Annotated in this window: 16 protein-coding genes; 6 read left to right on the forward strand and 10 right to left on the reverse strand. The window is 42.9% G+C overall.

Going from position 1 to position 24752, the window contains the following annotated elements; all coding sequences use genetic code 11:
* Positions 1 to 55: 55 nt before the first annotated feature.
* From BQ9893_RS12430 to BQ9893_RS12460, 7 genes are all read right to left on the reverse strand, one after another.
* On the reverse strand, positions 56 to 682 hold the full coding sequence (locus BQ9893_RS12430) for an HAD family hydrolase (protein WP_075967361.1): 627 nt from the start codon (positions 680 to 682) through the stop codon (positions 56 to 58).
* A 108-nt stretch (positions 683 to 790) separates the two neighbouring features.
* The gene (locus tag BQ9893_RS12435; protein ID WP_075966329.1) at positions 791 to 2038 is read right to left on the reverse strand and encodes a DUF1015 domain-containing protein; all 1248 of its coding nucleotides are present in this window, start codon (positions 2036 to 2038) and stop codon (positions 791 to 793) included.
* Between the two features lie 33 nt (positions 2039 to 2071).
* Positions 2072 to 2434, reverse strand: a complete 363-nt coding sequence (locus BQ9893_RS12440; protein ID WP_075966330.1) for a four helix bundle protein — start codon at positions 2432 to 2434, stop codon at positions 2072 to 2074.
* Positions 2435 to 2459: 25 nt separating this feature from the next.
* On the reverse strand, positions 2460 to 3383 hold the full coding sequence (locus tag BQ9893_RS12445; RefSeq protein ID WP_075966331.1) for an NAD(P)-dependent oxidoreductase: 924 nt from the start codon (positions 3381 to 3383) through the stop codon (positions 2460 to 2462).
* Between the two features lie 2 nt (positions 3384 to 3385).
* Entirely contained in the window at positions 3386 to 4453 is a 1068-nt protein-coding gene (serC, locus tag BQ9893_RS12450) for a 3-phosphoserine/phosphohydroxythreonine transaminase (RefSeq protein ID WP_075966332.1), read from the reverse strand.
* Between the two features lie 98 nt (positions 4454 to 4551).
* Complete coding sequence (locus BQ9893_RS12455) at positions 4552 to 5823, reverse strand: replication-associated recombination protein A (protein WP_075967362.1); 1272 nt, start codon at positions 5821 to 5823, stop codon at positions 4552 to 4554.
* A gap of 227 nt (positions 5824 to 6050) precedes the next feature.
* Positions 6051 to 7214: a site-specific integrase gene (locus tag BQ9893_RS12460; RefSeq protein WP_075967363.1), complete on the reverse strand. Its 1164-nt coding sequence runs from the start codon at positions 7212 to 7214 to the stop codon at positions 6051 to 6053.
* Between the two features lie 977 nt (positions 7215 to 8191).
* On the opposite strand from BQ9893_RS12460, the gene BQ9893_RS12470 reads away from it, so the two are divergent.
* The 6 genes from BQ9893_RS12470 to BQ9893_RS12495 all read left to right on the forward strand — a co-directional run bounded on the left by BQ9893_RS12470 (position 8192) and on the right by BQ9893_RS12495 (position 19808).
* Complete coding sequence (locus BQ9893_RS12470) at positions 8192 to 11374, forward strand: SusC/RagA family TonB-linked outer membrane protein (RefSeq protein WP_244155127.1); 3183 nt, start codon at positions 8192 to 8194, stop codon at positions 11372 to 11374.
* 21 nt (positions 11375 to 11395) lie between these two features.
* The gene (locus tag BQ9893_RS12475; protein WP_075966334.1) at positions 11396 to 12982 is read left to right on the forward strand and encodes a RagB/SusD family nutrient uptake outer membrane protein; all 1587 of its coding nucleotides are present in this window, start codon (positions 11396 to 11398) and stop codon (positions 12980 to 12982) included.
* A 158-nt stretch (positions 12983 to 13140) separates the two neighbouring features.
* Positions 13141 to 14286, forward strand: coding sequence for an AAA family ATPase (locus BQ9893_RS12480; RefSeq protein WP_075966335.1), 1146 nt, complete (start codon positions 13141 to 13143; stop codon positions 14284 to 14286).
* Between the two features lie 218 nt (positions 14287 to 14504).
* Positions 14505 to 17471 carry a SusC/RagA family TonB-linked outer membrane protein gene (locus BQ9893_RS12485; RefSeq protein ID WP_262497389.1) on the forward strand — a complete coding sequence of 989 codons (2967 nt, stop codon included), beginning with the start codon at positions 14505 to 14507 and terminating at the stop codon, positions 17469 to 17471.
* Positions 17472 to 17503: 32 nt separating this feature from the next.
* Positions 17504 to 19003, forward strand: coding sequence for a RagB/SusD family nutrient uptake outer membrane protein (locus BQ9893_RS12490; RefSeq protein ID WP_075966337.1), 1500 nt, complete (start codon positions 17504 to 17506; stop codon positions 19001 to 19003).
* Positions 19004 to 19028: 25 nt separating this feature from the next.
* The gene (locus BQ9893_RS12495) at positions 19029 to 19808 is read left to right on the forward strand and encodes a hypothetical protein (protein ID WP_075966338.1); all 780 of its coding nucleotides are present in this window, start codon (positions 19029 to 19031) and stop codon (positions 19806 to 19808) included.
* 102 nt (positions 19809 to 19910) lie between these two features.
* On the opposite strand, the gene BQ9893_RS12500 is transcribed toward BQ9893_RS12495, so the two are convergent.
* From BQ9893_RS12500 to BQ9893_RS12510, 3 genes are read right to left on the reverse strand one after another with little or no spacing between them, the layout of a single operon-like run.
* On the reverse strand, positions 19911 to 21371 hold the full coding sequence (locus BQ9893_RS12500) for a TolB family protein (RefSeq protein WP_075967365.1): 1461 nt from the start codon (positions 21369 to 21371) through the stop codon (positions 19911 to 19913).
* 11 nt (positions 21372 to 21382) lie between these two features.
* A complete protein-coding gene (locus tag BQ9893_RS12505) occupies positions 21383 to 23134 on the reverse strand; it encodes a DUF6057 family protein (RefSeq protein ID WP_075966339.1) in 1752 nt (583 codons plus the stop codon).
* Positions 23135 to 23145: 11 nt separating this feature from the next.
* Complete coding sequence (locus tag BQ9893_RS12510) at positions 23146 to 24615, reverse strand: ATP-binding cassette domain-containing protein (protein ID WP_075966340.1); 1470 nt, start codon at positions 24613 to 24615, stop codon at positions 23146 to 23148.
* Positions 24616 to 24752: the final 137 nt, after the last annotated feature.

Below are 24752 nucleotides of genomic sequence, written 5' to 3' on the forward strand. Positions count from 1 at the left end.
AAAAGGGAAACATCAGCTGATGTTTCCCTTTTTTGATTTATAAAGGTCCGAAATTTTATTGTCCCAATATATTCTGGATAGCCGAACGCCAGTCTTCTCCATTTTCAGGCTGGTAGGTATGAAAACCGAGCTTCTGTCCTACTTCTATATTTGATTTGGCATCATCGACAAACAACGTTTCGGTGGGAACAAGTGGGGCATCCTCTATCATCCGGTCGAAGATGGCGGCATTCGGTTTCGTCACACCAACTTCATAAGAGGTGTACATCTTATCGAAATAAGCGGATATCGGACGACCGGCAGGAGAAAAGGCTTCGCTTCTCGCCCATGACTGAATGATCGGATTCGTATTGCTTAACAGATAAACTTTATGCTTCTTGCGAAGCTCCAAAAGGAAATCCAACTTGTATTGAGGCACATCGGCAATAAAACCCATCCAGGCATACTTGATCTCATCATAAGTGAGTTGCTTGCCGGTATGCTCGCATAATTTCCGGCAGAAGGTTTCGATATCAATCTTTCCGTTCTCCACTTCCAGGAAAAAACCTTTCTGTTCATACGGATCGAGCAGTTGCTTTGCATCCTTCACTCCGATCTCTTCAAAACGGCGTACAGCCTGACCATGATCCAGGTCGATTAATACGCCTCCCAAGTCAAATACAACATTTCTGATTATTTCCATATCCATTGTTTATACTCACAAACTTACACAAAAATGCCCGAACAGGCAAGTAAAAAAGATGAAGGTCGCACCAACCTGTCCGGGCTTGTGAATATATATAAACTCCTTTTATTCGAGTTTATGAATAACGAGACCGGAACGCAGTTTCGGTTCGAACCATGTTGTCTTGGGCGGCATGATGTTGCCGGTATCGGCTATGTCCATCAGTTGCTTCATAGTGACAGGATAAAGAGCCAGTGCCACTTTCATTTCGCCACTGTCCACACGGCGTTTCAATTCTCCCAAACCCCGGATACCACCGACAAAATCGATACGTTTATCCGTACGAAGATCTTTTATACCTAAAATTTCATCCAAAATCAAATTGGAAGAGATTGTCACATCCAAAACACCGATCGGATCGTTATCATTGTATGTGCCTTGTTTGGCCGTCAAAGAATACCATTTTCCTCCCAAATAGAGAGAGAAGTTATGCAAAGCAGCCGGTTTATAAATATCCGTTCCTTTTTCTTCCACGATGAAATTCTTTCCCAATTTACTCAGGAATTCATCTTCCGACAAGCCGTTCAAGTCTTTCACCACACGGTTGTAATCGATAATCGTCAATTGGTTTGCCGGGAAACAGACTGCCATAAAATAGTTATATTCCTCGTCACCTTTATGAGATGCATTCTGTTTGGCTTTCTCCGCACCTACCAACGCAGCAGCAGCAGAACGATGATGGCCATCGGCTATATACAAGGAAGGCATTTCAGCGAACAGTTCCGTGATGCGGGCAATATCTGCCGGCTCGTCGATGATCCAGAACGTATGGCCGAAACCATCGTCTTTCGCAACAAAGTCATATTCAGGCGTACGGGAAGTATATTTGGCGACAATCTTATCCAACTCGGCATTATCGGGATAAGCAAAGAATACCGGTTCGATATTGGCATTGTTCACCCGGACATGTTTCATGCGGTCCTCTTCCTTGTCACGCCGTGTCAGTTCATGTTTCTTGATAACGCCATTCATATAATCGGGCACATAAGCACCGACAACCAAACCATATTGCGTCTTGCCGTTCATGGTCTGGGCATATACATAATAACATTCTTTCTTATCCTGTACCAACCAACCTTTTTCCTGGAACATCTGGAAATTGGCGGCTGCTTTCAGATAAACGGCAGGATCATGCTCATCTGTCCCGACCGGAAAATCGATCTCCGGTTTAATGATATGATAAAGAGATTTATCGTTGCCTTTTGCTTCTTCACGTGCCTCCTCGGAGTTTAACACATCGTAAGGACGGGAAGCCACTTGTTCGATCAGTTCTTTAGGAGGACGGATTCCTTTAAAGGGTTTAATTCGTGCCATGATATTTTAGATTTATGATTTATGATTTATGATTTATGATTTATGGAGCTTATTTTTAGAGGTAAGGATTATGGATACGAGGATTTTCCTTAATTCCTGACAATCACAATATAAAGAATCAAACTGTGATTGGGATAAATAATCCGTTTTCTCTAATATCGTCAACCAATAAATCGTTTCGTTCGTTTCCTTTTGGGATATTGCCAACTTATGAATAAAATCTGACGAAGATTCCGCAGAAAGAGCTTCGCTTATATTCGCTCCAACCGAAGTCCCGCAACGCAAAAGTTGCTTACTTATAATGAATTCTTTCTTCTCTCCTGTCAAATACTTATATACATTAACAATCCGAATCGCAAACAACAAGGCTTTCTCATAGGTCGGGTTTTGCTCCATAAATCATAAATTATAAATCATAAATCTATTTATTTACTCTGAACTTTTCACATCCATCTTTCAGGAAGCCTTCGATCTGCTTGGCTGCGGCAATACCGGCATTGATATTGGCTTCGGCAGTCTGAGCGCCCATCTTTTTAGGTGTGGAGAAATAGCGGCCGGCAAATTTGGCGGCAAACTCTTCGTTGGCTACGGGCATAATATCGGTTACATATTTCAAGTCCGTGCGTTCTTCCATCAACTTGATCAGTTCGGCTTCGTTGATCACTTCCTTACGGGCCGTATTGACCAGCAGGCCGCCTTTCGGCATCTTGCCGACCAGAGCGTAATTGATGGAATTTTTTGTTTCGGCAGTAGCCGGGATATGCAAAGAAACGACATCGCAAGTAGCATAGAGTTCTTCCGGTGAAGCTACCGGTTTCACCCCATCCGCTTCAATTGCCGAAGCCGGGCAGAAAGCATCGAATGCATAGATTTCCATTCCGAAACCTTTCGCGATACGGGCCACATTGCGGCCAACGTTGCCATAGGCGTGGATACCCAGTTTCTTTCCTTTCAATTCCGTTCCGGATGTTCCGTTATAGAAGTTGCGGACAGCCATCACCATCATTCCGAAAGCCAATTCGGCAACAGCATTGGAGTTCTGCCCCGGTGTATTCATCACACAGACATTATGCGCTGTCGCAGCTGCCAGATCGACATTATCGTAACCGGCTCCGGCACGAACCACAATCTTCAACTGCTTGGCAGCATCCAGCACTTCGGCATCGATCACGTCACTGCGGATAATAATTGCATCCACATCTTTGACAGCCTCCAGCAGTTTAGCCTTCTCGCCATATTTTTCCAGCAGGATCAGTTCATCACCTGCACCTTCCACTACTTCGCGGATACCTTTCACAGCTATCGCTGCGAAAGGTTTATCTGTTGCCACTAATATCTTTGCCATAATCAATGCTGTCTTTCAAAATCTTTCATACATGCAACCAAAGCTTCAACACTGCTCTTCGGCATAGCGTTGTACAGAGAGGCACGGAAACCACCGACAGAACGGTGTCCCTTGATACCGACCATACCTGCAGCCGCAGCAAATTTGCTGAATTCGTCTTCCAGTTCCTTATATTCGTCATTCATCACGAAACATACATTCATGATAGAACGGTCTTCGGCAACGACAGTTCCTCTAAACAACTTGTTGCGGTCGATTTCATCATACAGGATAGCGGCATTTTCCACATCTTTCTTTTCCATAGCAGCAACACCGCCTTGTTCCTTATACCATTTCAATGTCTGCAAAGCGGCATAGATAGGCAGCACGGGAGGAGTGTTAAACATGGAATCCTTGTCGATATGAGTCTTGTAGTTCAACATCGTCGGGATCGGACGGTCCACATGGCCCAAAGCATCCACACGTACGATAGCCAATGTCACGCCGGCAGGAGCCAGGTTCTTTTGTGCACCGGCATAGATAATATCATATTTGGACACATCGATCGGACGGGAGAAAATATCGGACGACATATCGGCAACCAAACGTTGTTTCACATCCGGATCTTTGCGAGTTTCCGTTCCGTAAATCGTATTATTGGTCGTAATGTGGAAATAATCCGCATCGTCGGCAATCGTATAATCTTTCGGAATATATGTATAGTTCTTATCTTTGGAAGATGCTACGACCTCGACATCCCCGAACAGTTTTGCTTCCTTGATGGCTTTGGATGACCAAGTACCGGTATCTAAATAAGAAGCTTTCTTATTCAAGAGATTGTAAGGCACCATACAGAACTGCAAACTTGCACCTCCACCCAAGAAAACGACCTCATAACCAGCAGGAATATCCAGCAATTCTTTGATCAGCGCACGCGCTTCATCGTTCACGGCAATGAATTCTTTACTTCTGTGAGAGATTTCAAGAAGAGATAAATCCATACCCGCAAAATTCTCTACTGCAGCAGCCGTATTTTTAATTGTATACTCGCTCAAGATAGAGGGACCTGCATAAAAATTGTGCTTCTTCATACCAATGTCTTTTTAATGTTAATATAATTCAAGTAACTAATTTTCTAAAAACAGGCGACTAATGTACAAAATAAATTGTCAAATATCAATTGTCAATTCTAATACCGATCCCCCCACAAACGTCTCATTTGTTCAATTAGTTTGTGTTCGGACGGATTTTCCTGTCCTTTCCACAGTCGCTCGTTCAAAATCTCCTTTGGAAGGAATTCTTGTTTGACAAAATGATTTTCATAATCATGCGCATATTTGTAATCTTTTCCGTAATTCAACTCCGCCATCAACTTTGTCTGTGCATTTCGCAAATGAAGGGGAACAGGCAGATTGCCTGTACGGTTCACCAGCTCCAACGCATCATTAATTGCCATATAAGCCGAATTACTTTTAGGACTGCATGCCAGATAAACGGTTGTTTCCGCCAAAATGATCCGTCCTTCAGGCCAGCCGATTTTCTTCAAGGCATCAAAACAAGCATTCGCCAACAACAGAGCATTCGGGTTTGCTAACCCGATATCTTCCGATGCTGAAATAACCAGACGGCGGGCTATGAATTCCGGGTCTTCACCACCGGCAACCATACGTGCTAACCAATAGACGGCAGCGTCAGGATCACTTCCGCGAATGGATTTGATGAAAGCGGATATGATGTCATAATGCATCTCCCCTCCTTTATCGTACGCCACCGGATTTTCCTGCAAGCGCTCCACCACCTTTTCATCTGTTATTTCAATCTTTTCATTTCCTTCTTCTGCAGCGACAACGAGTTCCAGTATATTCAGCAGTTTTCGCGCATCGCCTCCGGAATAACGCAACATGGCGTCTGTCTCGGCCAGCACGATATTCATATCCTTCAATACGACATCTTCCGTAACCGCCTTATTCAACAATGTTAACAGATCCGCTTTCTCCAACGACTTCAAGACATATACCTGACAACGGGAAAGCAACGGACGGATGACCTCGAACGAAGGATTTTCCGTCGTGGCACCGATCAAGGTTACCACACCTGTTTCCACTGCGTTGAGCAAGGAATCCTGCTGCGACTTGCTGAAGCGATGTATTTCGTCAATAAACAGGATCGGCGAAACGGTATTGAAAAAGCGGTTGCTTTTGGCCTTTTCTATTACATCCCGTACATCTTTCACTCCTGAACTAATCGCGCTCAACGTATAGAACGGAGCTTCCAGTTTATTCGAAATAATCTGCGCCAGCGTAGTCTTTCCTACTCCCGGAGGTCCCCACAATATAAAAGAAGGGACACGGCCCGCATCAATCATCTTCCTAAGAACAGCCCCCGGCCCTACCAGGTGTTTCTGCCCGATATAATCGTCCAACGTTTTCGGACGTAATCTCTCTGCTAACGGTTGACTCATCATGCCAGCAAAAGTCGCATATTTTATTTACTTTTCAAAGCATAAATACAGTAAAAATTCAAGGCTATTTTAATGTTTGACAACAGAAAAATATGATAAAAAGTAAGCACACACAGCACCACACAGCCTTTCAAACCTAAATCAAGTATCATTTTGTCATATTTATTCTTCCGATCGATCAAATACTTGTCCCCCTCCCTGCCCTTCTGTATCCATCGTTCTCTGTTTTAGCGGATATTTTCCAGATCACGCACAACTGTCATATCCATAATATCACTATAGATTTCCGTTGTCCGTACGCTTTTATGCCCCAACAGCTTCTGGACAGTCGTGATATTCGCGCCATTATATAATAATAAGGTAGCATTGGTATGGCGTGCCATATGAAAAGACAACCTTTTGTCTATTTCTACCAGCCGGCAGATCCTTTTCAATTGCTTGTTCACATTCGAGTTTGCCGATACAGAAACGCCGAACAGCGTTCTTGAATAGCGTTTGCTATAACGCTCATAGATAGCGAGAGCCTTTCCGTCGAACAGCAGGAACAAAGGAAGCCGGACATTTACATCTGTCTTGACCGACGAATAGATCAACCACAACTTATCATCGATCAGATGGAAATTTTCGGGTCGTATACTCACAATATCGGAAAAGCGAAGCCCCGTATAGCAACTGAAAAGAAACATATCAAGCGTCCGTCTGAGCGTTCGTTGCAAATTAGGAGCGATTTTCTCCAACCTATTCAATTCTTCCGGCGTCAGATGTCCGCGCTTACTCTCCATATATTTAATCTTATACTTGCGGAAAGGATATTTCTGCAATTCAAACAGATCCTTATTAATCGCTAGGTTGACATATCTTTTCAAATGCTTCATGTGTTTGGCAATCGTATTCCTGTGATATTTGTGTTCAAGAAGGAAACGTTCAAAATCGCACAGGAAGTTAAAGGTCAGATCGTCAAAAGAGACTTGTGGCTGAAACTGGCACAGAACCTGCAAAGTTGACAAATGATTTTTCTGCGTCGATAGTCTCAGATTACTATGATCGATCTCATTTTTCATAAAAGAGATAAAAGAGGACGAGACAGGTTCGAAATCCCCCCTCTCCTTCAAATCACTCAAAGAGAATGAACGTCCGCTTTGGGCCATGTCCAATTCGATCCGTTCCAAATAAGCAATATAATCCTTAATATACTGATTGAGTTCATCCGTGTTAGGATGATTTCTCACAACTTTTCTCTTGCTATCCCACTGCGTGGGTTTAACATAGATTTTCGTTGAAAAATACTTCTTTTGCTTATTCAGGTAGGCCTCTACCTGAATCAAAGCTTTTCCTTCTGCATTCAATCGCTTTTTTCGATTGAATACAAGATTGTAAATAACTTTTTCCATGATATACATTATTTTCTGAATGAGAACACGAAGGAACGATAATAAGTTCTTTGTTTCGTATGAGACAAACTAAAAGTTTGTTATTACATCTTATTACCTTCTCTTTTTTCTCCTATCATCAAATAGGAAAAGCCACGACACACATGCCATGGCTTTTCACGTTTGCAAAAATGAATATTATTATTTCTCGGCAGTGTCTTTACCCAATTGTTCTGTTCAACTCCAAAACCGGAATATATCCTGTAACAACGACCTCGTCAAGGACCTCCGCGTCCGACTCCATAACTACATTAAGAGTCGGCCTAACCCCGATTTCCAAGGGCTTCATTCCCACGAAGGAAATTACCAGAGTCTTTGCAGAACTCACCCGTACGCTATAATATTAATTATCAGAAAATTAGATTTTCAACATTTAAAAACAGATGAAAAAAAACGATCAAATCACATTTTGGCAATATATTATATATCAACAACTTACCAAATGTATACAAAAGTTCTTTTTATACAAATAGGACCAGATTTCTACCAGCTTTACCGAGTCATGCTTATCTGTATTATGCGTCTTCCTCTGCCAGGATTCATCAAGTATTAAAATGTTTAAAAATTTCAACAAAAAAATCGACCAATCATTATCCGGTTTTAATAATTTTCTACCCATGTGAACCTAAGCCGTTTTTTTACCTCCCTAAATCGTCCCAAAACGACACTTGGACGAGAGGTTAAAAATAGAAAATTTTAAAAGAGGCAAAACGAAAGACATTCCGTACGAAATCGATCTAAAATATAGATTTTGCATAACCTTTTGTTAATTTTCATCCCTCCTTTCATGAAATACTATTAGTTTTTTGTTGTTATAATAAATTTATTATTACATTTGCCCTGTCTTAGGAATATTTATACATTGTTTGTACGTATAATACGTATAAAATAGATAGTGCAAATTAGTTATTTATAAGTTAAACAAAAAAAGTGTGTCTATGAAAAGGTTAACTTTCCTTTTATTTTGCCTATTATTAGGTATTGGGATGGCCAACGCTCAGACGACGAAAGTGACAGGTACTGTTATTTCGGCGGAAGACAACGAGCCCATCATTGGTGCATCTATAGTTGTTAAAGGTACGACTATAGGTACAGTAACAGATTTTGACGGTGCATTTTCACTGGATGTACCGAGTTCTGCAAAGACTCTGGTAATTTCTTTTGTAGGTATGAAATCTCAAGAGGTCGGAGTGAAGTCAAAACTGAATATCGTGTTGGAACACGATAACCAGATGCTTGATGAAGTAATGGTTGTCGCTTATGGAACAGCGAAAAAAAGTTCTTTTACGGGATCGGCTGCAACAATTAAAAGTGAGAAAATCACATCTCGTCAAACCTCTAATGTTACAAATGCTTTGACTGGACAGGTTGCAGGTGTACAGACAACGAGTAATAACGGACAGCCCGGAAAAGATGCTGAAGTCCGGATTCGTGGCATCGGATCTATTTCTGCCAGCAATAAACCTTTATATGTAGTTGACGGTGTTCCTTATGACGGTGAAATTTCAGCAATCAGTACTTCCGATATCGAATCCATGACTGTGTTGAAAGATGCTGCTTCTAATGCTTTGTATGGTGCCCGTGGCGCTAATGGCGTAATTTTGATTACAACAAAAAAAGGTAAAAGCGGTGAAGCGAATGTCAAATTCGATGCAAAATGGGGGGTGAATAAACGTGGAGTACCTAACTATGAAACGATTAATGATCCTGCGAAATTTTATGAACTGAATTATTCTTCTATTTATAATGCAGACTTGAAAGGATATGCTGCAGCTGGAGATTTAGTAAACGCCAATGCATATGCTAATCAAGCTTTACTTTCTGGAACATACTTAGGCTATCAGGTCTATTCTGTTCCGACAGGAGAATTATTGATCGGCATGGATGGTAAGTTGAACCCTAAAGCTACGCTTGGTTATTCCGATGGCACTTATTATTACATTCCGGATAGTTGGTCAGATGAAATTTTCGAAAATAATGTTCGGCAGGAATATAATTTAAGTGTTAGCGGTGCTTCTGACAAAATGAATTATTATATGTCCGCTGGCTATCTGGATGATCAAGGTATCGTTCCTAACTCCGGTTTTCAGCGTTATTCTGCTCGTTTGAAAGCGGATTATCAAGTAAAACCGTGGTTAAAAATGGGGGCTAATATTTCATTTACCCATTATGATAGCCGTGAACAGGATACAGAAGGTGGAACTTCGAATGCGAATATATTTTATGCCTCTAATATTATGGGAGCGATATATCCGATGTATATCCGTGATGCCCAGGGAAATATAATGACTGATAGCCGTGGTTTCCAACGCTATGATTATGGAAAGAAAGGACAGGATACGAATGGATCCCGTAATACTATCCCTAATGCTAATCCATTGGCCAGCTATATGTTGGACAAAATGAAATATTCCGGAGACGTAGTTAGTGGCAAATGGTTTGCTGATATTGATATCTGGGGTGGAATCAAAGCGAAAGTGAATATTGGAGTGGATGCCAATAATGTTCGGAATACCGATATGGTGAATCCGTTCTATGGTCAATACTCGGAAACGACAGGTGTCGGCGGTTTGATTTCTGTTTCCACCCAACGTACATTCAGTGTAAATCAACAATATCTGCTGACTTACAATAAAACGTTTAATGATATACACAACCTGGATGTTTTAGTCGGTCATGAAAATTATAATTATAAATACCAATATTTATATGGCCAGCGTGAAAAACTGTATAACCCGAATGTCCCGGAATTGGATAATGGCATTTCAAACCAATACAACTCATCTTATTCAAAAGATTATGCCACTGAAGGCTGGTTGTTCCGTGTACAGTATGATTATGATGGAAAATATTTCGCTTCAGCTTCTTATCGTCGTGATGCTTCTTCTTGCTTCCATCCGGATAATCGTTGGGGTAATTTTTGGTCTATTGGTGCAGGTTGGTTATTGAATAAAGAAGCTTTCCTTGAAAATCAAAGTTGGATTAATATGTTGAAATTTAAAATCAGTTACGGTTTACAGGGAAATGACAATTTGATGTACGAAGGTGGTTTGTATCGAAACTACTATCCGTATCAAGACCAGTTTACATTGGCCAACAGTAATGGGGATTTTTCAACTTCTCTATATTATAAAGGAAATAAAGATATTACATGGGAAACTTCTCATAGCTTCAATACCGGTTTTGATTTTACGTTATGGGGAGGCAAGCTGAGCGGTTCAGCTGAATACTTCTCCCGTAAAACGACAGATATGCTTTATTTCAAACCTGTTGCAGCCTCGATGGGATATTCTCGCTTTCCAGAAAATGTAGGTTCTATGGTAAACCGCGGTGTTGAAATCGATTTGAATTCGAATATTATCGAAACAAAAGATTTCTCATGGAGCGTAAATTTGAATATGACTCATTTTAAAAACAAAGTATTGGAACTGGCACCTGAGCTGAATGGCCAGATGATTGATGGCGGTCGTATCTATCGTGAAGGAGAATCCATGTATCAGCTTTATTTGCCGAAATATGCAGGTGTAAATCCAGAAACAGGGGAAAGCCAGTGGGCTTTGTTAGAGCCAGATGCCAATGGTAACACTGTTACAACGTCTTATTCTGCTGCCTCGGAAAATCGTTTTGCAACAGGAGATATTCTCCCTAAAGTATATGGAGGATTCGGTACGAGTTTTGCTGCTTATGGTTTTGACTTGTCAATATCGTTTGCTTACCAAGTCGGCGGTCGTATTTTGGACTACACATATCGGGAGTTGATGAGCCCTGCAGCTACAGGTAGTGCTTTGCACAAAGACATGTTGAACGTCTGGACTTCTGAAAACAAGAATACAGACATTCCTCGCATGAATATAACCGATAAATATACGAATAGGCAGTCTGACCGCTTTTTGACAAGTTCTGATTATCTGAGTCTGCAAAATATCACATTTGGTTATACTCTACCGAAAAGCTTGACTCGTAAGTTACAAATTGAAGGTGTTCGTTTGTACTTTGTAGCAGACAATGTTGCTCTGTTGACAGCTCGTAAAGGGTTGGATCCACGTCAAGGCTATGTTGCCTCAGATAATGTTTATTCACCGATCCGTACGATTTCTGGTGGTATATCATTGAATTTCTAATCCATTAAATTGTTTTTGAATATGAAATTAATAAACAAATATATGATGTTCGCAACAGCCACCTTTATACTGGCTTCTTGCGATTTGGATAAATATCCTGAAGGTCAATATGTTTCTGAAGGTCAGAAAGAAGAAACAATCAAAGACAGACCTAACTTGATTACGGCTGAGGTTAATGCCATGGCGGCTAAATTGAATGCTTTCGGAACAATCTCAGATGATGCTTCTACTTTCCACAATGATTATGGGATTCCTGCCGTTTCTATGGCTTTGGAGTCTGGTGGACAGGATCTTGTAGCATTGGTTACCGGATATAATTGGTTCAATACCTCCCAAAACTATTCAGACCGTGTTTATGATAGTTCTATGGATGAGCTGATCTGGAAAACTTTTTATAATCATTTGAAGGCTGCCAATAACGTATTGAACCTGATTGACCCGGCCACAGACGATGCTTCTTTGAAAATTTATCGTGGCCAGGCCTTGGCTGCTCGTGCATATGACTATTTGAATCTGGTTCAGATTTATCAGTTTACTTATGTAGGGCATGAAGATGCTTTGGCCGTACCCATTGTAACGGAAAAAATGTCTGACGAAGAAATGCAAAATAATCCTCGTGCAACGGTTCGGCAGGTATATGAGCAGATTATGAGCGATTTGAATCAGGCAGCAGAATTGTTGGCCGGTTTTGATAATGGAGCGAATAAAGACCAATTGGATGAAGCGGTCGTGTATGGTTTGCGTGCCCGTGCCAATCTTCTGATGCAGAAATGGACTGATGCGGCAAAAGATGCAGAAAGAGCTATTGCCGGTGGAACACCGCAATCATTGGCTGAAGTTTCCACTCCGACATTTAATTCTGCTACTGCAAATTCTTGGTTATGGGGTGTCATGATTACTCCGGATAATGATGTCGTACAAACCGGTATCATAAACTGGCCTTCTCATTTGTGTTCTTTTACGGGGAACGGATATACTTCAGGTGTTCCTGACGGATACAGAAAAGTGAATACGGCTTTATATGACCAGATTCCGGATACAGATATTCGTAAACAATGGTTTTTGTCTCCGGACAACACCTCTTCTTTGATAGACAACGAAAAGGTTGAAGGTTATTCTATTGTAGAGTATTTTGGTCTTGAACCGTATGTGAATACTAAATTTGGTGCTTATCAGAATGTGTTTGGGAATACAACTAATGCTTCAGACTGGCCATTGATGCGTGTGGAAGAAATGTATTTGATTAAAGCAGAGGCAGAAGCTATGAGTGGAAACCTGGCAGCAGGTAAGGCTACATTGGAAAATTTCGTACAAACTTACCGTGACCCATCTTTTACAAGTAAAGCTGCTTCGGCACAGCAATTTCAAGATGAGGTTTGGTTACAGCGACGTATGGAACTTTGGGGTGAAGGTTATTCATTGTTCGATCTTTTGCGCTTGAAAAAGCCGATTGTTCGTAAAAATACGAATTATCATGCTTCCGTACAATTTAACTTGGAACCGGAATCTCAGATAATGATTTACCGCATTCCGCAATGTGAAATGGAGACCAATACAGGTATTTCTGATACAGATAATAATCCGGCAGCACCACAGCCTACCTTATAATTCCGTGTAATCCGTGCTTGAATTATATCATATTATTATCAAGCAGCATGTATGAAACCGGTTAATTTGAAATCAACTTATTTCAAATTAACCGGTTTCATGTTTGTCCTTTCCAACTATTGTTGCTACATTTGTTTTTGTATAAGAAATATTGTTCTATGGAGGCACCATTTGTTTACGGGCGTATTGCCGATGACCGGAATTTTACAGATAGGGAAAATGAGATCGCTTTGTTAATGCAAAACTTCAAAAATCTCATTAACACAGTGATTATATCTCCACGCCGTTGGGGTAAGACCTCTTTGGTAAATAAGTGTGCCAAACTTTTATCCGAAGAAGATAAAGATATCCTGGTCTGCCAGGTCGATATTTTTAATTGTAGAACGGAAGAACAATTTTATACAGCTTATGCAAATGCTTTAATGCGGGTGACCACTTCTGCTTGGGAGGAATTCGTTGCCGGAGTGAAAAAGTACCTGAGCCGAATGGCACCGACGGTCTCTCTTTCCGAAGGAAGCCAAAGCTATGAATTATCTTTTGGTGTCAGTTTTAAAGATAATCGATTGTCTTATGATGAAATATTAGATTTGCCGCAACAAATCGCCAAAGATAAAGGCAAAAAGATAATCGTCTGTATTGATGAATTCCAAAACATCAACGAATATGAGGATTCGCTTGCTTTTCAGCGCAAACTTCGCGCTCATTGGCAGACGCATACATCTGTTTGTTATTGTCTGTATGGGAGTAAACGCCATATGTTACTGAGTATTTTCAATGATTACAGTATGCCTTTTTACAAATTTGGCGATATTTTATTCTTACAAAAAATCGGACGAGAAGACTGGGTTACATTTATATCTCAACGGTTTGCAGCTACCGGAAAGCAAATATCGGACGTATTGTCCGGCATGATTGCCGATAAAATGAAAAACCATCCGTATTATACTCAACAATTAAGCCAGCAAACCTGGTTGCGTACTTCAAAAGATTGTTCAGAGGCAATTGTCAATGAGGCATTCAATGGTTTAATAGGACAATTGAGCTTGCTTTTTACCAATATAATAGATTCTTTGACTTCCCGTCAAATCAACTTTCTGATAGCTATTGCTGACGGAGTCGTCAATTTTTCTTCTAAAGATGTATTGAAGCGATATCAATTGGGAACTTCAGCGAACATCAAAAACCTGAAAAAAGCGACACTTGAAAAAGATTTGATCGATATATTGCCGGGCAATATAATCGAAATCCAAGATCCGGCTTTTGAATACTGGCTTAAAAATATATATCAAAATTCCGTAAAATAATTTTATTTATATGAAAAAACCGGAAGGGAAGCCGGTAGAATTATGGTTCTGCTTGGGCTCATTGGTGATATGGCTTTTATTTATGCTTTGAACTTTAAATGCTTGTATATAAGAATAATATGATTTTTTGCATTAAAGAGGATTTCCTTTTGTAGGTGAATAGCTGTTTAGGTTTTGTTGTGGCTTAATATGTTGATAATCAATAATGTGATAAACGGATAAGTTCTGCAAAGACTCTGGTAGTTTCCTATGTGGGTATGAAATCCCAGGAAATTGAAGTGAAATCAAAACTTAACATCGTGTTGGAGCACGATAACCAGATGCTTGACGAAGTGATGGTTGTTGCTTACGGTACGGCAAAGAAATCGTCTTTCACCGGAGCGGCTTCTACAATGAGAGGAGAAAAAATCCAAAAAATGCAGGTTTCAGACATTTCCAAGTCTTTGGAAGGTTCCATTGCCGGTGTGCAGATCGCATCTTCTTCCGGTACTCCCGGTTCAAGTGCAAACATCCGTATCCGTGGTATCGGTTCTATTTCAAGTAGCCAAGAGCCACTGATCGTTGTGGATGGTGTACCTTACGAAGGTTCTTTGAACTCAATCTCCACACAGGATATCGAGTCTCTGACCGTACTGAAAGATGCTGCCGCCAACTCTATGTATGGTGCTCGTGGTTCTAACGGTGTGATCATCGTCACGACTAAAGGTAGCAAGTCGGGAAAAGCCAGGATCAACTTCGAAGCACGCTATGGTTTCAACGCTCGTGGCGTCAAATCATACGACGTGATTTCCGATGCCGGCGAATATTATGAAATGATGTACGAATCTTACCGGAACAGTTTGATTCCGTCAATGGGATATGCAGGTGCAAGTCAATATGCAGCTCAGAATTTAATTTCTAAGAACTTGAAATATAACAAATTCGCAGGTGTTGCTGACAATGCTTTGATCGATCCGTTAACCGGAAAACTGAATTCGGCTGCAACTTCCTATAAATGGGCTGACGATTGGACGAAAGACCCGTTTGAAAATGGAAGCCGCCAAGAATACAACATCAATATTGCCGGTGGTACGGAAAACACACAGGCTTATGCTTCTTTAGGCTATTTGTCTGACAATGGTTATGTTGTCGGTTCTGATTTCGAACGTATATCCGCACGTGTAAAAGTAGACCAAAAGATCGGCCAATATGTAAAAGTCGGCGGAAACATCGCATACGCCAATACGGTACGAAGCACATTCGGCGATGAAAGCAGCAACTACTCCAACCTTTTCATGTTCTCTCAAAACATCGCACCGATCTATCCGATCTACCTGTATGACGGAAACGGCCAGCTGATGTATGATGAAAAAGGGAACGTACGATATGACTTCGGTACCGAAAACGCTCGTCCTTACGCTTCCGAACAAAACCCGTTGGCTGTAGCCAAGGAAAACATCCGCAAAATCTTGAGAGACAATTTAAGTTCTCGTGGCTATTTGGAAGCTAATTTCCTGAAAGATTTCAAATTCACGTTGAATATTGCTTACGATGTGTTCAACACGAACCAGACGGATTTCTCAACCCCTATCGGTGGTGATGCTGCAAGTGTAGGCGGACGTGGTTACAAATACAACACTCGCCGTGGAGCATTGAATGTCAACCAGCTGTTAAACTGGACACGTTCTTTCGACAAGCATAATATTAATGTATTGTTGGGACATGAAACAAAAAATGACAAATACAGCTACATGGAAGGCCACATGACGAATTTCGCCGACCCGACCAACCCTGAATTCAATAATGCCGCCCAATACCAGGGCTTGAACAGCTACACAGCTGAATATGCTTTGGAAGGATATTTCGGAAAAGCAGAATACAACTATGCTGACAAATATTATGTAACAGCCAGTCTCCGTCGCGACGGTTCTTCTAAATTCTACAAAGACAACCGTTGGGGTACATTCTGGGCTATCGGTGGTTCTTGGAGAATCAAAGAAGAGAACTTCTTGAAAGACAACCATGCAATCGACAACTTGAAGTTGAAAGCCAGCTTCGGTACACAAGGTAATGACAATATCTTGGATGCAAACGGATATACAATCTGGAAAGCTTATTCCGACCTGTACACTGTAGACAGAGTGGATGGCGATGCCGCTTTCACGAAAACATTGCGCGGAAATAAAGATCTGACATGGGAAAAGAGTAACAACTTCAACTTAGGTGCCGAATTAGGCTTATGGGATCGTATCGACGTGAATCTTGATTTCTTCATCAAAGAGACAAAAGACATGCTTTACCAAAGCCCGTTGGCAACATCCGAAGGTAGCCCGACTTACATTTACCGCAATGAAATGGATATGAAGAACACCGGTTTCGAATTCGATATCAATGCGAACATCATCGACAACAAAAACTTCAAGTGGAATGTTGCGCTGAACGGAACGACTTATAAAAACAAACTGACCAAGCTCCCAGCCTCCAAACCGGCAAGCGACTATCCCGACGGATATCAAGCTGGTCTTTACTGGAGAAAATTAGGCGGTTCCTTGTATGACTTTTATGTATACGAATATGCAGGCGTTGATCCGGAAACAGGAACACCGCTGTATAATAAATATCTAAAAGATGAAAACGGAAACGAAACCGGAGAAATTGAAAAAGTGGCAGAAATCGGAGACGCAACACGTCGCCAGTCCGGCAAATCTTCCATTCCTAAATTCGTCGGCGGTCTTTCCTCTACATTCGAAGCTTATGGATTCGATTTGACAATCCAAACTGCATTCCAGCTGGGTGGCTATGTTTACGATAGTTCTTATTCAAGCTTGATGAATCCGGGAGACCAAGGTTCCAATTTCCACAAGGACATGTTCAACCGTTGGACTCCGACCCATACAAACACAAATATCCCGGCATTGGGTTATTCAAGCCAGGATCAATCCATTGCGAACGGCAACTACGTGGATTTCTTCTTGACGAAAGCCTCTTATTTCAGTCTGCGTAACATCACGTTGGGCTACTCGTTACCATCCAACCTCTTGAAAAAAGCAGGTGTCGAAAAATTGCGCGTGTACCTGACCGGTGACAACATGTGGTTGCTCTCAAAACGCAAAGGTTTGGATCCACGTTTGTATTTCAATGGTACGACCAAATTCTCATACTCAGCTCTCAGTACCTATTCCATCGGTTTGAACCTGACATTCTAATTATAACAGACAATATAAAAACATAGACAAATATGAAATTTACAAAATATATCGCAGCAAGCATGATCGCACTGGCAGGACTGACCTCCTGCGGCGATTCGTTCTTCGATACGGAATATACGCAACATCTTGATGAAAGTGCAGCCGGTGAAGCCGCAGGTAAAAATCCGGATGTATTCCTGAACGGCATGTGGTCGTGGATGGTTATCTACAGCCAGACAAACAGTGGCGCACACGACGATTTCGGCTACATGGGTTCTTTGCATGCCACAGACATGATGGGACAAGACATCAGCATGGGGGCTGCCCATTGGTTCCAATACGACTATCAATTGGACAACCGTTTAGAGGCTTACCGCCGTACCAAATGCCATTGGACGAACTTCTATACGATGATCGCTAAATCAAACGAAATTATCAGCCTCTATCCGGAAGGAGGAGAAACAGTTTCGCAAAAGGGTTTGTTAGGTCAGGCGTTTGCCATCCGCGGGCTCTCATACATGCACTTGATCCAGCTGTACCAGTTTACAGTAGATGCCTCCGGAAACATCAACTCTGACGCTCCGGGTATTCCGTTGATGTATGTCAGCGCCGATGGTAAAACCGATGAAGAGATCGCTGCTGCAAAGGGACGTAACACGGTTAAAGAAGTATTCGCCCAGATCGAAAGCGACCTGTTGAAAGCCGTCGAAAACCTGGAAGCCGGTTATACACGTCCATCCAAAAACTATGTCGACGCCAGCGTTGCCAACGGTTTCCTCGCACGTTACTACTTGCTGAGCCAACAGTGGGAAAAGGCAGCTGCCGCAGCCAACAAAGCCCGTGCCGGTTATACAATCATGGAATCCAATGCTTCAGGCCTGTATGACGGATTCGTGACGGTAAACAACGTCGAATGGATGTGGGGATTTGCCCATACCACCGAAACGCAAACAGCTTACGCATCTTTCTTCTCCATGATATCCAACCTTGCACCGGGATATGCCGGTATCGGTTATGCCCCTCGTTTGATCGATGCTAAATTGTATTCACAGATTCCGGAAGATGACGGACGAAAAAAATGGTTCAACGGACCGGAAGGAGATGCAAGCCAGCCTACTACCGGCGCACAATTGCCTTATGCCAACATCAAATTCGGACATTTAAGCGACTGGACCGAAAACTACATGTACATGCGTGCAGCCGAAATGGTTCTGATCGAAGCAGAAGCTTATGCTCATCTGAATCAAGGCGCCAAAGCAGCCGAAGTATTGAAAGTGTTGATGAGCAAACGCCAGCCGAGCTGGAATAAAGCAACCGTGACAGTCGAAGACGTTTATTTGCAACGTCGTATAGAGTTGTGGGGAGAAGGTTTCTCTTTCTATGACTTGAAACGTCTGAACAAGGGTATCGACCGTACTTATGAAGGTAACAACCATTTACCGAGTTTCGATATCAAAGTGGATGCACAAGATGTAAGATGGACCTATCAGATACCTCTGTCTGAAATCCAGGAAAACACCTTGATTAGCGAAGACGATCAAAATCCGTAATCTTTAAACTTAAGAATCGAACAAGATGAAAAATATATTTAAAACATTCATTTCATGCATGGCTTTGTCCATTGCCGTAACGAGCTGTTACGATGTAATAGATGACAAAGCAGATATAGATGGCCAATATGAACAGGCCAGTGACGTGACAGCTTCAATGAGTGGTGCTTCCACCCCAAGTTTTTCGGAAATTTCCGCAAGCGGAAGTATCAGTGGAACAGAAGGTGTATTGGAAGCCGGCTTCATGCTATCGACATCAGCCGATTTTGCAACCTACAGCTCCTATAAGAGTGAAGAAGTAGCAACCTCTTTCACGACAACCATCGGTAACCTGACAGAAGCAACGACTTACTACATCCGTTGCTATGCCTATACTGTCGGCGGAACCAAAGTGAGCGAAGTAACGACGGTAACCACTCCTGCCGCTCCTGTCTATGATCTGAACGGCACTTACACTGCTGTCGATTATAGCACAGATGATGATTCTGCAGGAGATGCTTACGAAGTAACTGTCGAATTTGTCAATGGAAGTACGACCGATATCAAGATCACGAACCTTTGGGACGGTGGTAAAACCATCGATGCTGTCTACGATCCGGCTTCCGGCAAAATCTCCATTCCGGCTCAACAGCTCATCTTTGTCCATGCAACCTATGGTGATGTCTGGATGGAAGATGTTAATGGAACCAATAGCATTAACGGACAGTTCACTGCTAAAGGCGGATTCTTGAACATCAATGCTTTCAACGCTGTATGCGGTGCTGGTTCTTTCGGTGGACAGTATGTCAAGATGAACCATAAGTAACAAAGAATCCTGATTGTAATTATCAGTCGATGTCAATAAAAAAAGGTGTGCCGAACATTTCGACACACCTTTTTTATTGGTACTCCTTTCTTATCGTAAGAATCATTTCGCGAACCGGACATCCGTCCCTTTATCCTCTTTTGCCTTAATGGCCAGGACCCGGCCCTGCTCTTTTACCTTTCCGGTTATGAATTCCGGGATATTAAAGGATTTCATAAAGGAGTGATAGAACTCCGTGTCTTTCTGTGGCAGCAGAAACGGCTTGCCTACTTTGCCATCTTCGTCCACATAAGCAATATACGGACGTGTATATAGGCCGTCTATCCGCCGGCTGCTGAAAACAAACCAACGGCTGTTGCTACTCCAAGAATGATAGCTTTCCACATCGTCGCTATTCACTTCCGTCAACGGACGGCTCGTGCCTGTCCGGAGGTCTGCCATATACAAATCTGCATCTTTATGCCAGATCGAAAAGTTTCCATAACCGGACAACGTATATAAGAGGTAACGCCCGTCAGGCGAAACACGCGGGAAAGAAGCACTCATCCCACCCTCCTTCGCTTTGTAAAGCGTGTCGACCTGCGTCCCGAAAGCACGTGTCGACGGATCAAAGGAGACGAAACATAAGCTATATTTGACTTCCGAGTATTCCTGCGGAATCGGCCGTGCCTCAGCAGTGCAGAAATAGAGTGTCTTCCCGTCGGGAGAGAAAGTCGGGAATGTTTCAAAAGCATCTTTCGAAAAGATGTTCGAAGCCGTCACTATCTCATGTTTTTCCACATCGTACACCACGACATCGGAAGCCTCGTCATATACTTCCACCCTATTCTTGTCATTCAGATGAAAAGCCTGCTTGGTCGTATTCACAGAGAAAGCCACATATTTGCCCGAAGGATGCCAGGATGGATAAACCAAAGAAGAAATCGTTTCCTTTGTTTTGGTATTCAGTTTTTCAATCTTATCGCCATCGACCAGGATCGTTCCCGGAAAAGTCTCACGCATATGGAACAGCATCTTATCCGGGTTCTGCATGCAAAACGAGTGGCAATTCACACAATTGTTACCACTCATCTTGTTTTCTATAATGGGAGTTTGCGTATAGCTCTCAAGGTCACGCTGGTAGATTCCCATCTTGTTCCACAACTCATATCCCGGATCGATCAGGCGGTAAGCCAGATAAGCGTCTATTTTTTCCGGAGCGACCCGGATCGTCAAAGGAGAATAGGCCATCCATTCATTACCCTGTTTCACCCGGACCGTCACCTGTATGGACTTACCGGCAGCCGATTCCAACAATTTCTTCCATTTGGAAGGAGGAATCACAAAACCGCCCTTTTTGCCTTTCACCTCGAATTGTTGCCCTTCAAAAGAAAAAACAGCACTCGATCCGGCATTCTGGCCGTCCAATGCAAAATTCAGGGGAGCTATATTAGGGGGAATCACCACTCCGTTATAATCCGGAAAAACAGCAGGCATTTCGTCCAATGTACGACTCACCTTCACCGAGTCGGAACAAGACAACAAAGCGGCCAGCATACATACATATATATTCTTTCTTTCCATGTCCTTAAACATCATTTAAACATAAAGTAAAACCAGTAGGTATTCCCGTACGAGCGGTTCAACAACCCGGCTATAGCACTGTTATTGCGGTTCGCAAGCACTTGCTTTTTATAGTCGGCGAAGCGGGTTGCTGTCGTTTCGGAGATATTGAAACGTTTCCAATAGTCCGGTTCTTTTTCAGACATCACAATGACGGCTTCCTGGAAATGCACCGGCAAGGCGGGCAGAAACTCCGTCCCGTAATATTTCTCCACCAGTGCTTTAAATCCTTCCAAATCTTTAGCCAGCAAATACATCGCGCCCAAATACTGCAAAGCGGCAGAATTGGCCGGTCCTTTTTTCAAGAAAAGTTCCAAGTCTCCCGCCAATCCGTTTATCATGGCCAACGAATTCCGATCGGGCAACATCCGCCTGCGGGCTCCCAATACGGGATCGTTTTCGACAGCTTCGTCCTGATAAAGGAATTTGCGCTGTGAGCGGGCCCAATCCCGGTATGCGTACGTTTTCTCAAGTACCGAGATATATTTTTCAGCTATAGGGTAAGTGCCGTAAATCAGATTCGTCTGCACCAATCTTTTCAACATACGCGGATTACCATCCTCCATGGCGCTCACATAACCTTCAAAAGCCATTTCCTGCGAAGAAGCGGTCGCTCCCATCGTAAAATAGATATCGCTGAGCAGGCAAGAGATATTTTCCGATTTATTCCACTGCACAAGCAACCCCTGCGGTCCTCGCTGGTCGAAGTTGAACATTTTATCAGAGAGTTCTCCCTTATTGGCCAATGCCATATTCAGATGACACATATACAAGAAGTTGGTCAGTTTTCCTTTGCACTCTTCTATCGCCTTGTCCCATTGTTCCGTACGGGTAAAATAATCCAGTTTTTTCAACTTCAGCGTCTTTGCATCGCTATACTTGGGCATTCCCCACCACAGAACAACGCCGACCATCGCCAGCTGAACGAAACAAACGATCCCCGCAAGCCATTTCTTCCCTGACTGTTCTTTTTTATTCCGGAAAAAGAAAGCAATGAGAAAAACCAGAGGCAGGCAAATCCAGGAATAATAAATGATTTCTTTAGGATGGAGCGTATTATGATAATACAGATCCGGTTCGAAAGCCCATCGGTATTCTCCCATCAAAGAAAAAGAAACCGCTCCGAGGCCCAATAGCAAAACTTCAGCAACCCCGATCAACGAGACATACCATTTGGGCGTCTTCTGCATCCCTTCGAACAAACAGGCCATCCCGGCAAACAAGACGGCTATCGATCCTGCCAGCCAAAACAAGACCGGAACCAGCACGCAACCTGCAACCAGGCGAAAAAGCCCATTCCGTATCCGCATGTATCCGCAAAGCAAAGCTGCCATCATCAGATAGCTAACAGTACCCTGGACCCGGTAATTGAAGTCGAAATGCATGAACAGCAAAGCCAACATCGGCAACACATAGAGGATAAAGAGCTTCGAAGCAGGCGCGACCCGCTTCACGATACCGGCCGTGCAAATCCCGACACCCGTCAGCAAAGCCGCAGTGACCAACGCTCCAACATAGGAGCGGATAAAAAACTGTACCAGGAATTCCGCCACCAACATGGAAAAGCCTCCCGGAAGCACCAGTTTATTCTTTATATACGTCTCGGAAAACAAAAACAGTTGGCTCTGCTCTATATAGTAAAAGTGATACTCGAAACCCGTTTGCAAAAAAGCAAACAAAACTCCGAAAACGATCAACCAAAAGACGACAAGTTTGTATTTCATCAGACAAATCCTTAAGCGTGTTTAACCAATTCAAAACGTTTATCCACGCAAGCCGGCAATTCATGCGGATAGTGCGTGACATAGATCAGCGTCTTGCCCGGACGCGAACAGAACTGCTCGATGATGGCAGCCGCCTTCTTCTTATTGCTCACATCCAAACCGTGCAACGGCTCATCCAGTATAATCAGGTCAGGATCTTTGACGAACGCACGGGCTAAAAGCGCTAACCGCTGTTCGCCGGAAGAAAGCGTAAGGAAAGAACGGTCTTTCAAACCTTCGATACCGAAGACACGCATCCAGGCCAAAGCGACCTGTTGCTGCTGTTCCGTACATTTCCGAAACAGCCCGATCGAGTCAAAAAAGCCGGAACCGACGATATTCAGCGTCGGGACATTCTCCATATAGAAAAGATGCATTTCTGGGGAAACATATCCGATGCGCTTCTTTATATCCCAAATGCTTTCGCCTGAACCGCGTTTCCGGTCAAAAAGATAAAGCGTGTTGGCATACGATTGCGGGTTATCGGCATAAATCAAACTCAACAAAGTCGATTTGCCGGCTCCGTTCGGACCGAACAAGGCCCATTTCTCTCCGTTCTTCACTTCCCAATCCAGTTCTTTCAGGATCGTACGGCTACCATATTTGATCGAAACATGTTCCATCCTGAAAGTGACGAGATGGGTGGAAGGCTCTTTCCGTTCCTCTACCGGAAGCGAAAACGGTCCGTTCCAAACGGAATCGCCTTTCCTTTCGGACGGGAACAATTCGGCTATCAGCTCTGTTTGCGCCAGGAATTCCTCGCGGCTGCAAACCGGAAGGCATCTGCGCTGCTTGACCGGCAAGACATGTGTAATCATTTCGGGGATATCGTCCGGATTGGAGAGCAGTAAAACCACCTGCACGCCTTTCAATTTCGTCATTTGTTGCAACATTTCCACCAGGATGCCTCGCGAAGGAGCATCCAGCCCGATAAACGGATTATCCAGTATCAAGACACGGGGACGCTTCAACAACGTCCGGACAATCAGAAACTTCCTCAACTCGCCGCTGGACAGGAAGATCAGCTTCTTCGGCAAGAACTCTTCTATACCGAACAACGACAATACTTTATGATAGTCTTCCGATCCCGCATCTTCTTTTAATATTTCTTCTATTGTCGGGACTTCGTCCGTTTCAGTCGAATGCCAACGTTGCTGATAATAAGAATTGCGGCAATCGGCCAAGGAATAAATATCTTTAAACGCTATGCTTTTCACCAGGTTACCGACATTCCCCTCGTATCCGAAAGTTACTTCTCCCTCTTTCAATGCAAATTTACGCTGCATGACATCGGCAATCAATGTCTTGCCCGCACCGTTAGGACCGATGACGGCCCATTGTTGTCCCTCTTCTATTATCCAGTTAAGAGGTTCTTCAAAACGCAGTTCCGGCAGGCGGGTTACGACGTCTTGAATATTTACCACTATTTTCCTATTTTCCATCGCCTTTTTATTATACGAAGCAAAGGTAACAGAAAAGGGGAAACTCTCCCAAGCTCCCCCTTCTATTTTGTACAGGTATATTGTTATATATTCCTTCGCAAATTAGTTACCAAAAACAAACCTGTACAGTATCCCAA

Source organism: Parabacteroides massiliensis (genome assembly GCF_900155425.1).
GTDB classification, from domain to species: Bacteria; Bacteroidota; Bacteroidia; order Bacteroidales; family Tannerellaceae; genus Parabacteroides; species Parabacteroides massiliensis.

Bases quoted from the DNA above. Each gene is read 5' to 3' on its own strand.
- BQ9893_RS12500 (WP_075967365.1), bottom strand. From the start codon at position 21,371: ATGGAAAGAAAGAATATATATGTATGTATGCTGGCCGCTTTGTTGTCT.
- BQ9893_RS12480 (WP_075966335.1), top strand. From the start codon at position 13,141: ATGGAGGCACCATTTGTTTACGGGCGTATTGCCGATGACCGGAATTTT.
- BQ9893_RS12455 (WP_075967362.1), bottom strand. From the start codon at position 5,823: ATGAGTCAACCGTTAGCAGAGAGATTACGTCCGAAAACGTTGGACGAT.
- BQ9893_RS12510 (WP_075966340.1), bottom strand. From the start codon at position 24,615: ATGGAAAATAGGAAAATAGTGGTAAATATTCAAGACGTCGTAACCCGC.
- BQ9893_RS12445 (WP_075966331.1), bottom strand. From the start codon at position 3,383: ATGGCAAAGATATTAGTGGCAACAGATAAACCTTTCGCAGCGATAGCT.
- BQ9893_RS12460 (WP_075967363.1), bottom strand. From the start codon at position 7,214: ATGGAAAAAGTTATTTACAATCTTGTATTCAATCGAAAAAAGCGATTG.
- BQ9893_RS12490 (WP_075966337.1), top strand. From the start codon at position 17,504: ATGAAATTTACAAAATATATCGCAGCAAGCATGATCGCACTGGCAGGA.
- BQ9893_RS12435 (WP_075966329.1), bottom strand. From the start codon at position 2,038: ATGGCACGAATTAAACCCTTTAAAGGAATCCGTCCTCCTAAAGAACTG.
- BQ9893_RS12475 (WP_075966334.1), top strand. From the start codon at position 11,396: ATGAAATTAATAAACAAATATATGATGTTCGCAACAGCCACCTTTATA.
- BQ9893_RS12505 (WP_075966339.1), bottom strand. From the start codon at position 23,134: ATGAAATACAAACTTGTCGTCTTTTGGTTGATCGTTTTCGGAGTTTTG.
- BQ9893_RS12495 (WP_075966338.1), top strand. From the start codon at position 19,029: ATGAAAAATATATTTAAAACATTCATTTCATGCATGGCTTTGTCCATT.
- BQ9893_RS12440 (WP_075966330.1), bottom strand. From the start codon at position 2,434: ATGGAGCAAAACCCGACCTATGAGAAAGCCTTGTTGTTTGCGATTCGG.
- serC (WP_075966332.1), bottom strand. From the start codon at position 4,453: ATGAAGAAGCACAATTTTTATGCAGGTCCCTCTATCTTGAGCGAGTAT.
- BQ9893_RS12470 (WP_244155127.1), top strand. From the start codon at position 8,192: ATGAAAAGGTTAACTTTCCTTTTATTTTGCCTATTATTAGGTATTGGG.
- BQ9893_RS12430 (WP_075967361.1), bottom strand. From the start codon at position 682: ATGGAAATAATCAGAAATGTTGTATTTGACTTGGGAGGCGTATTAATC.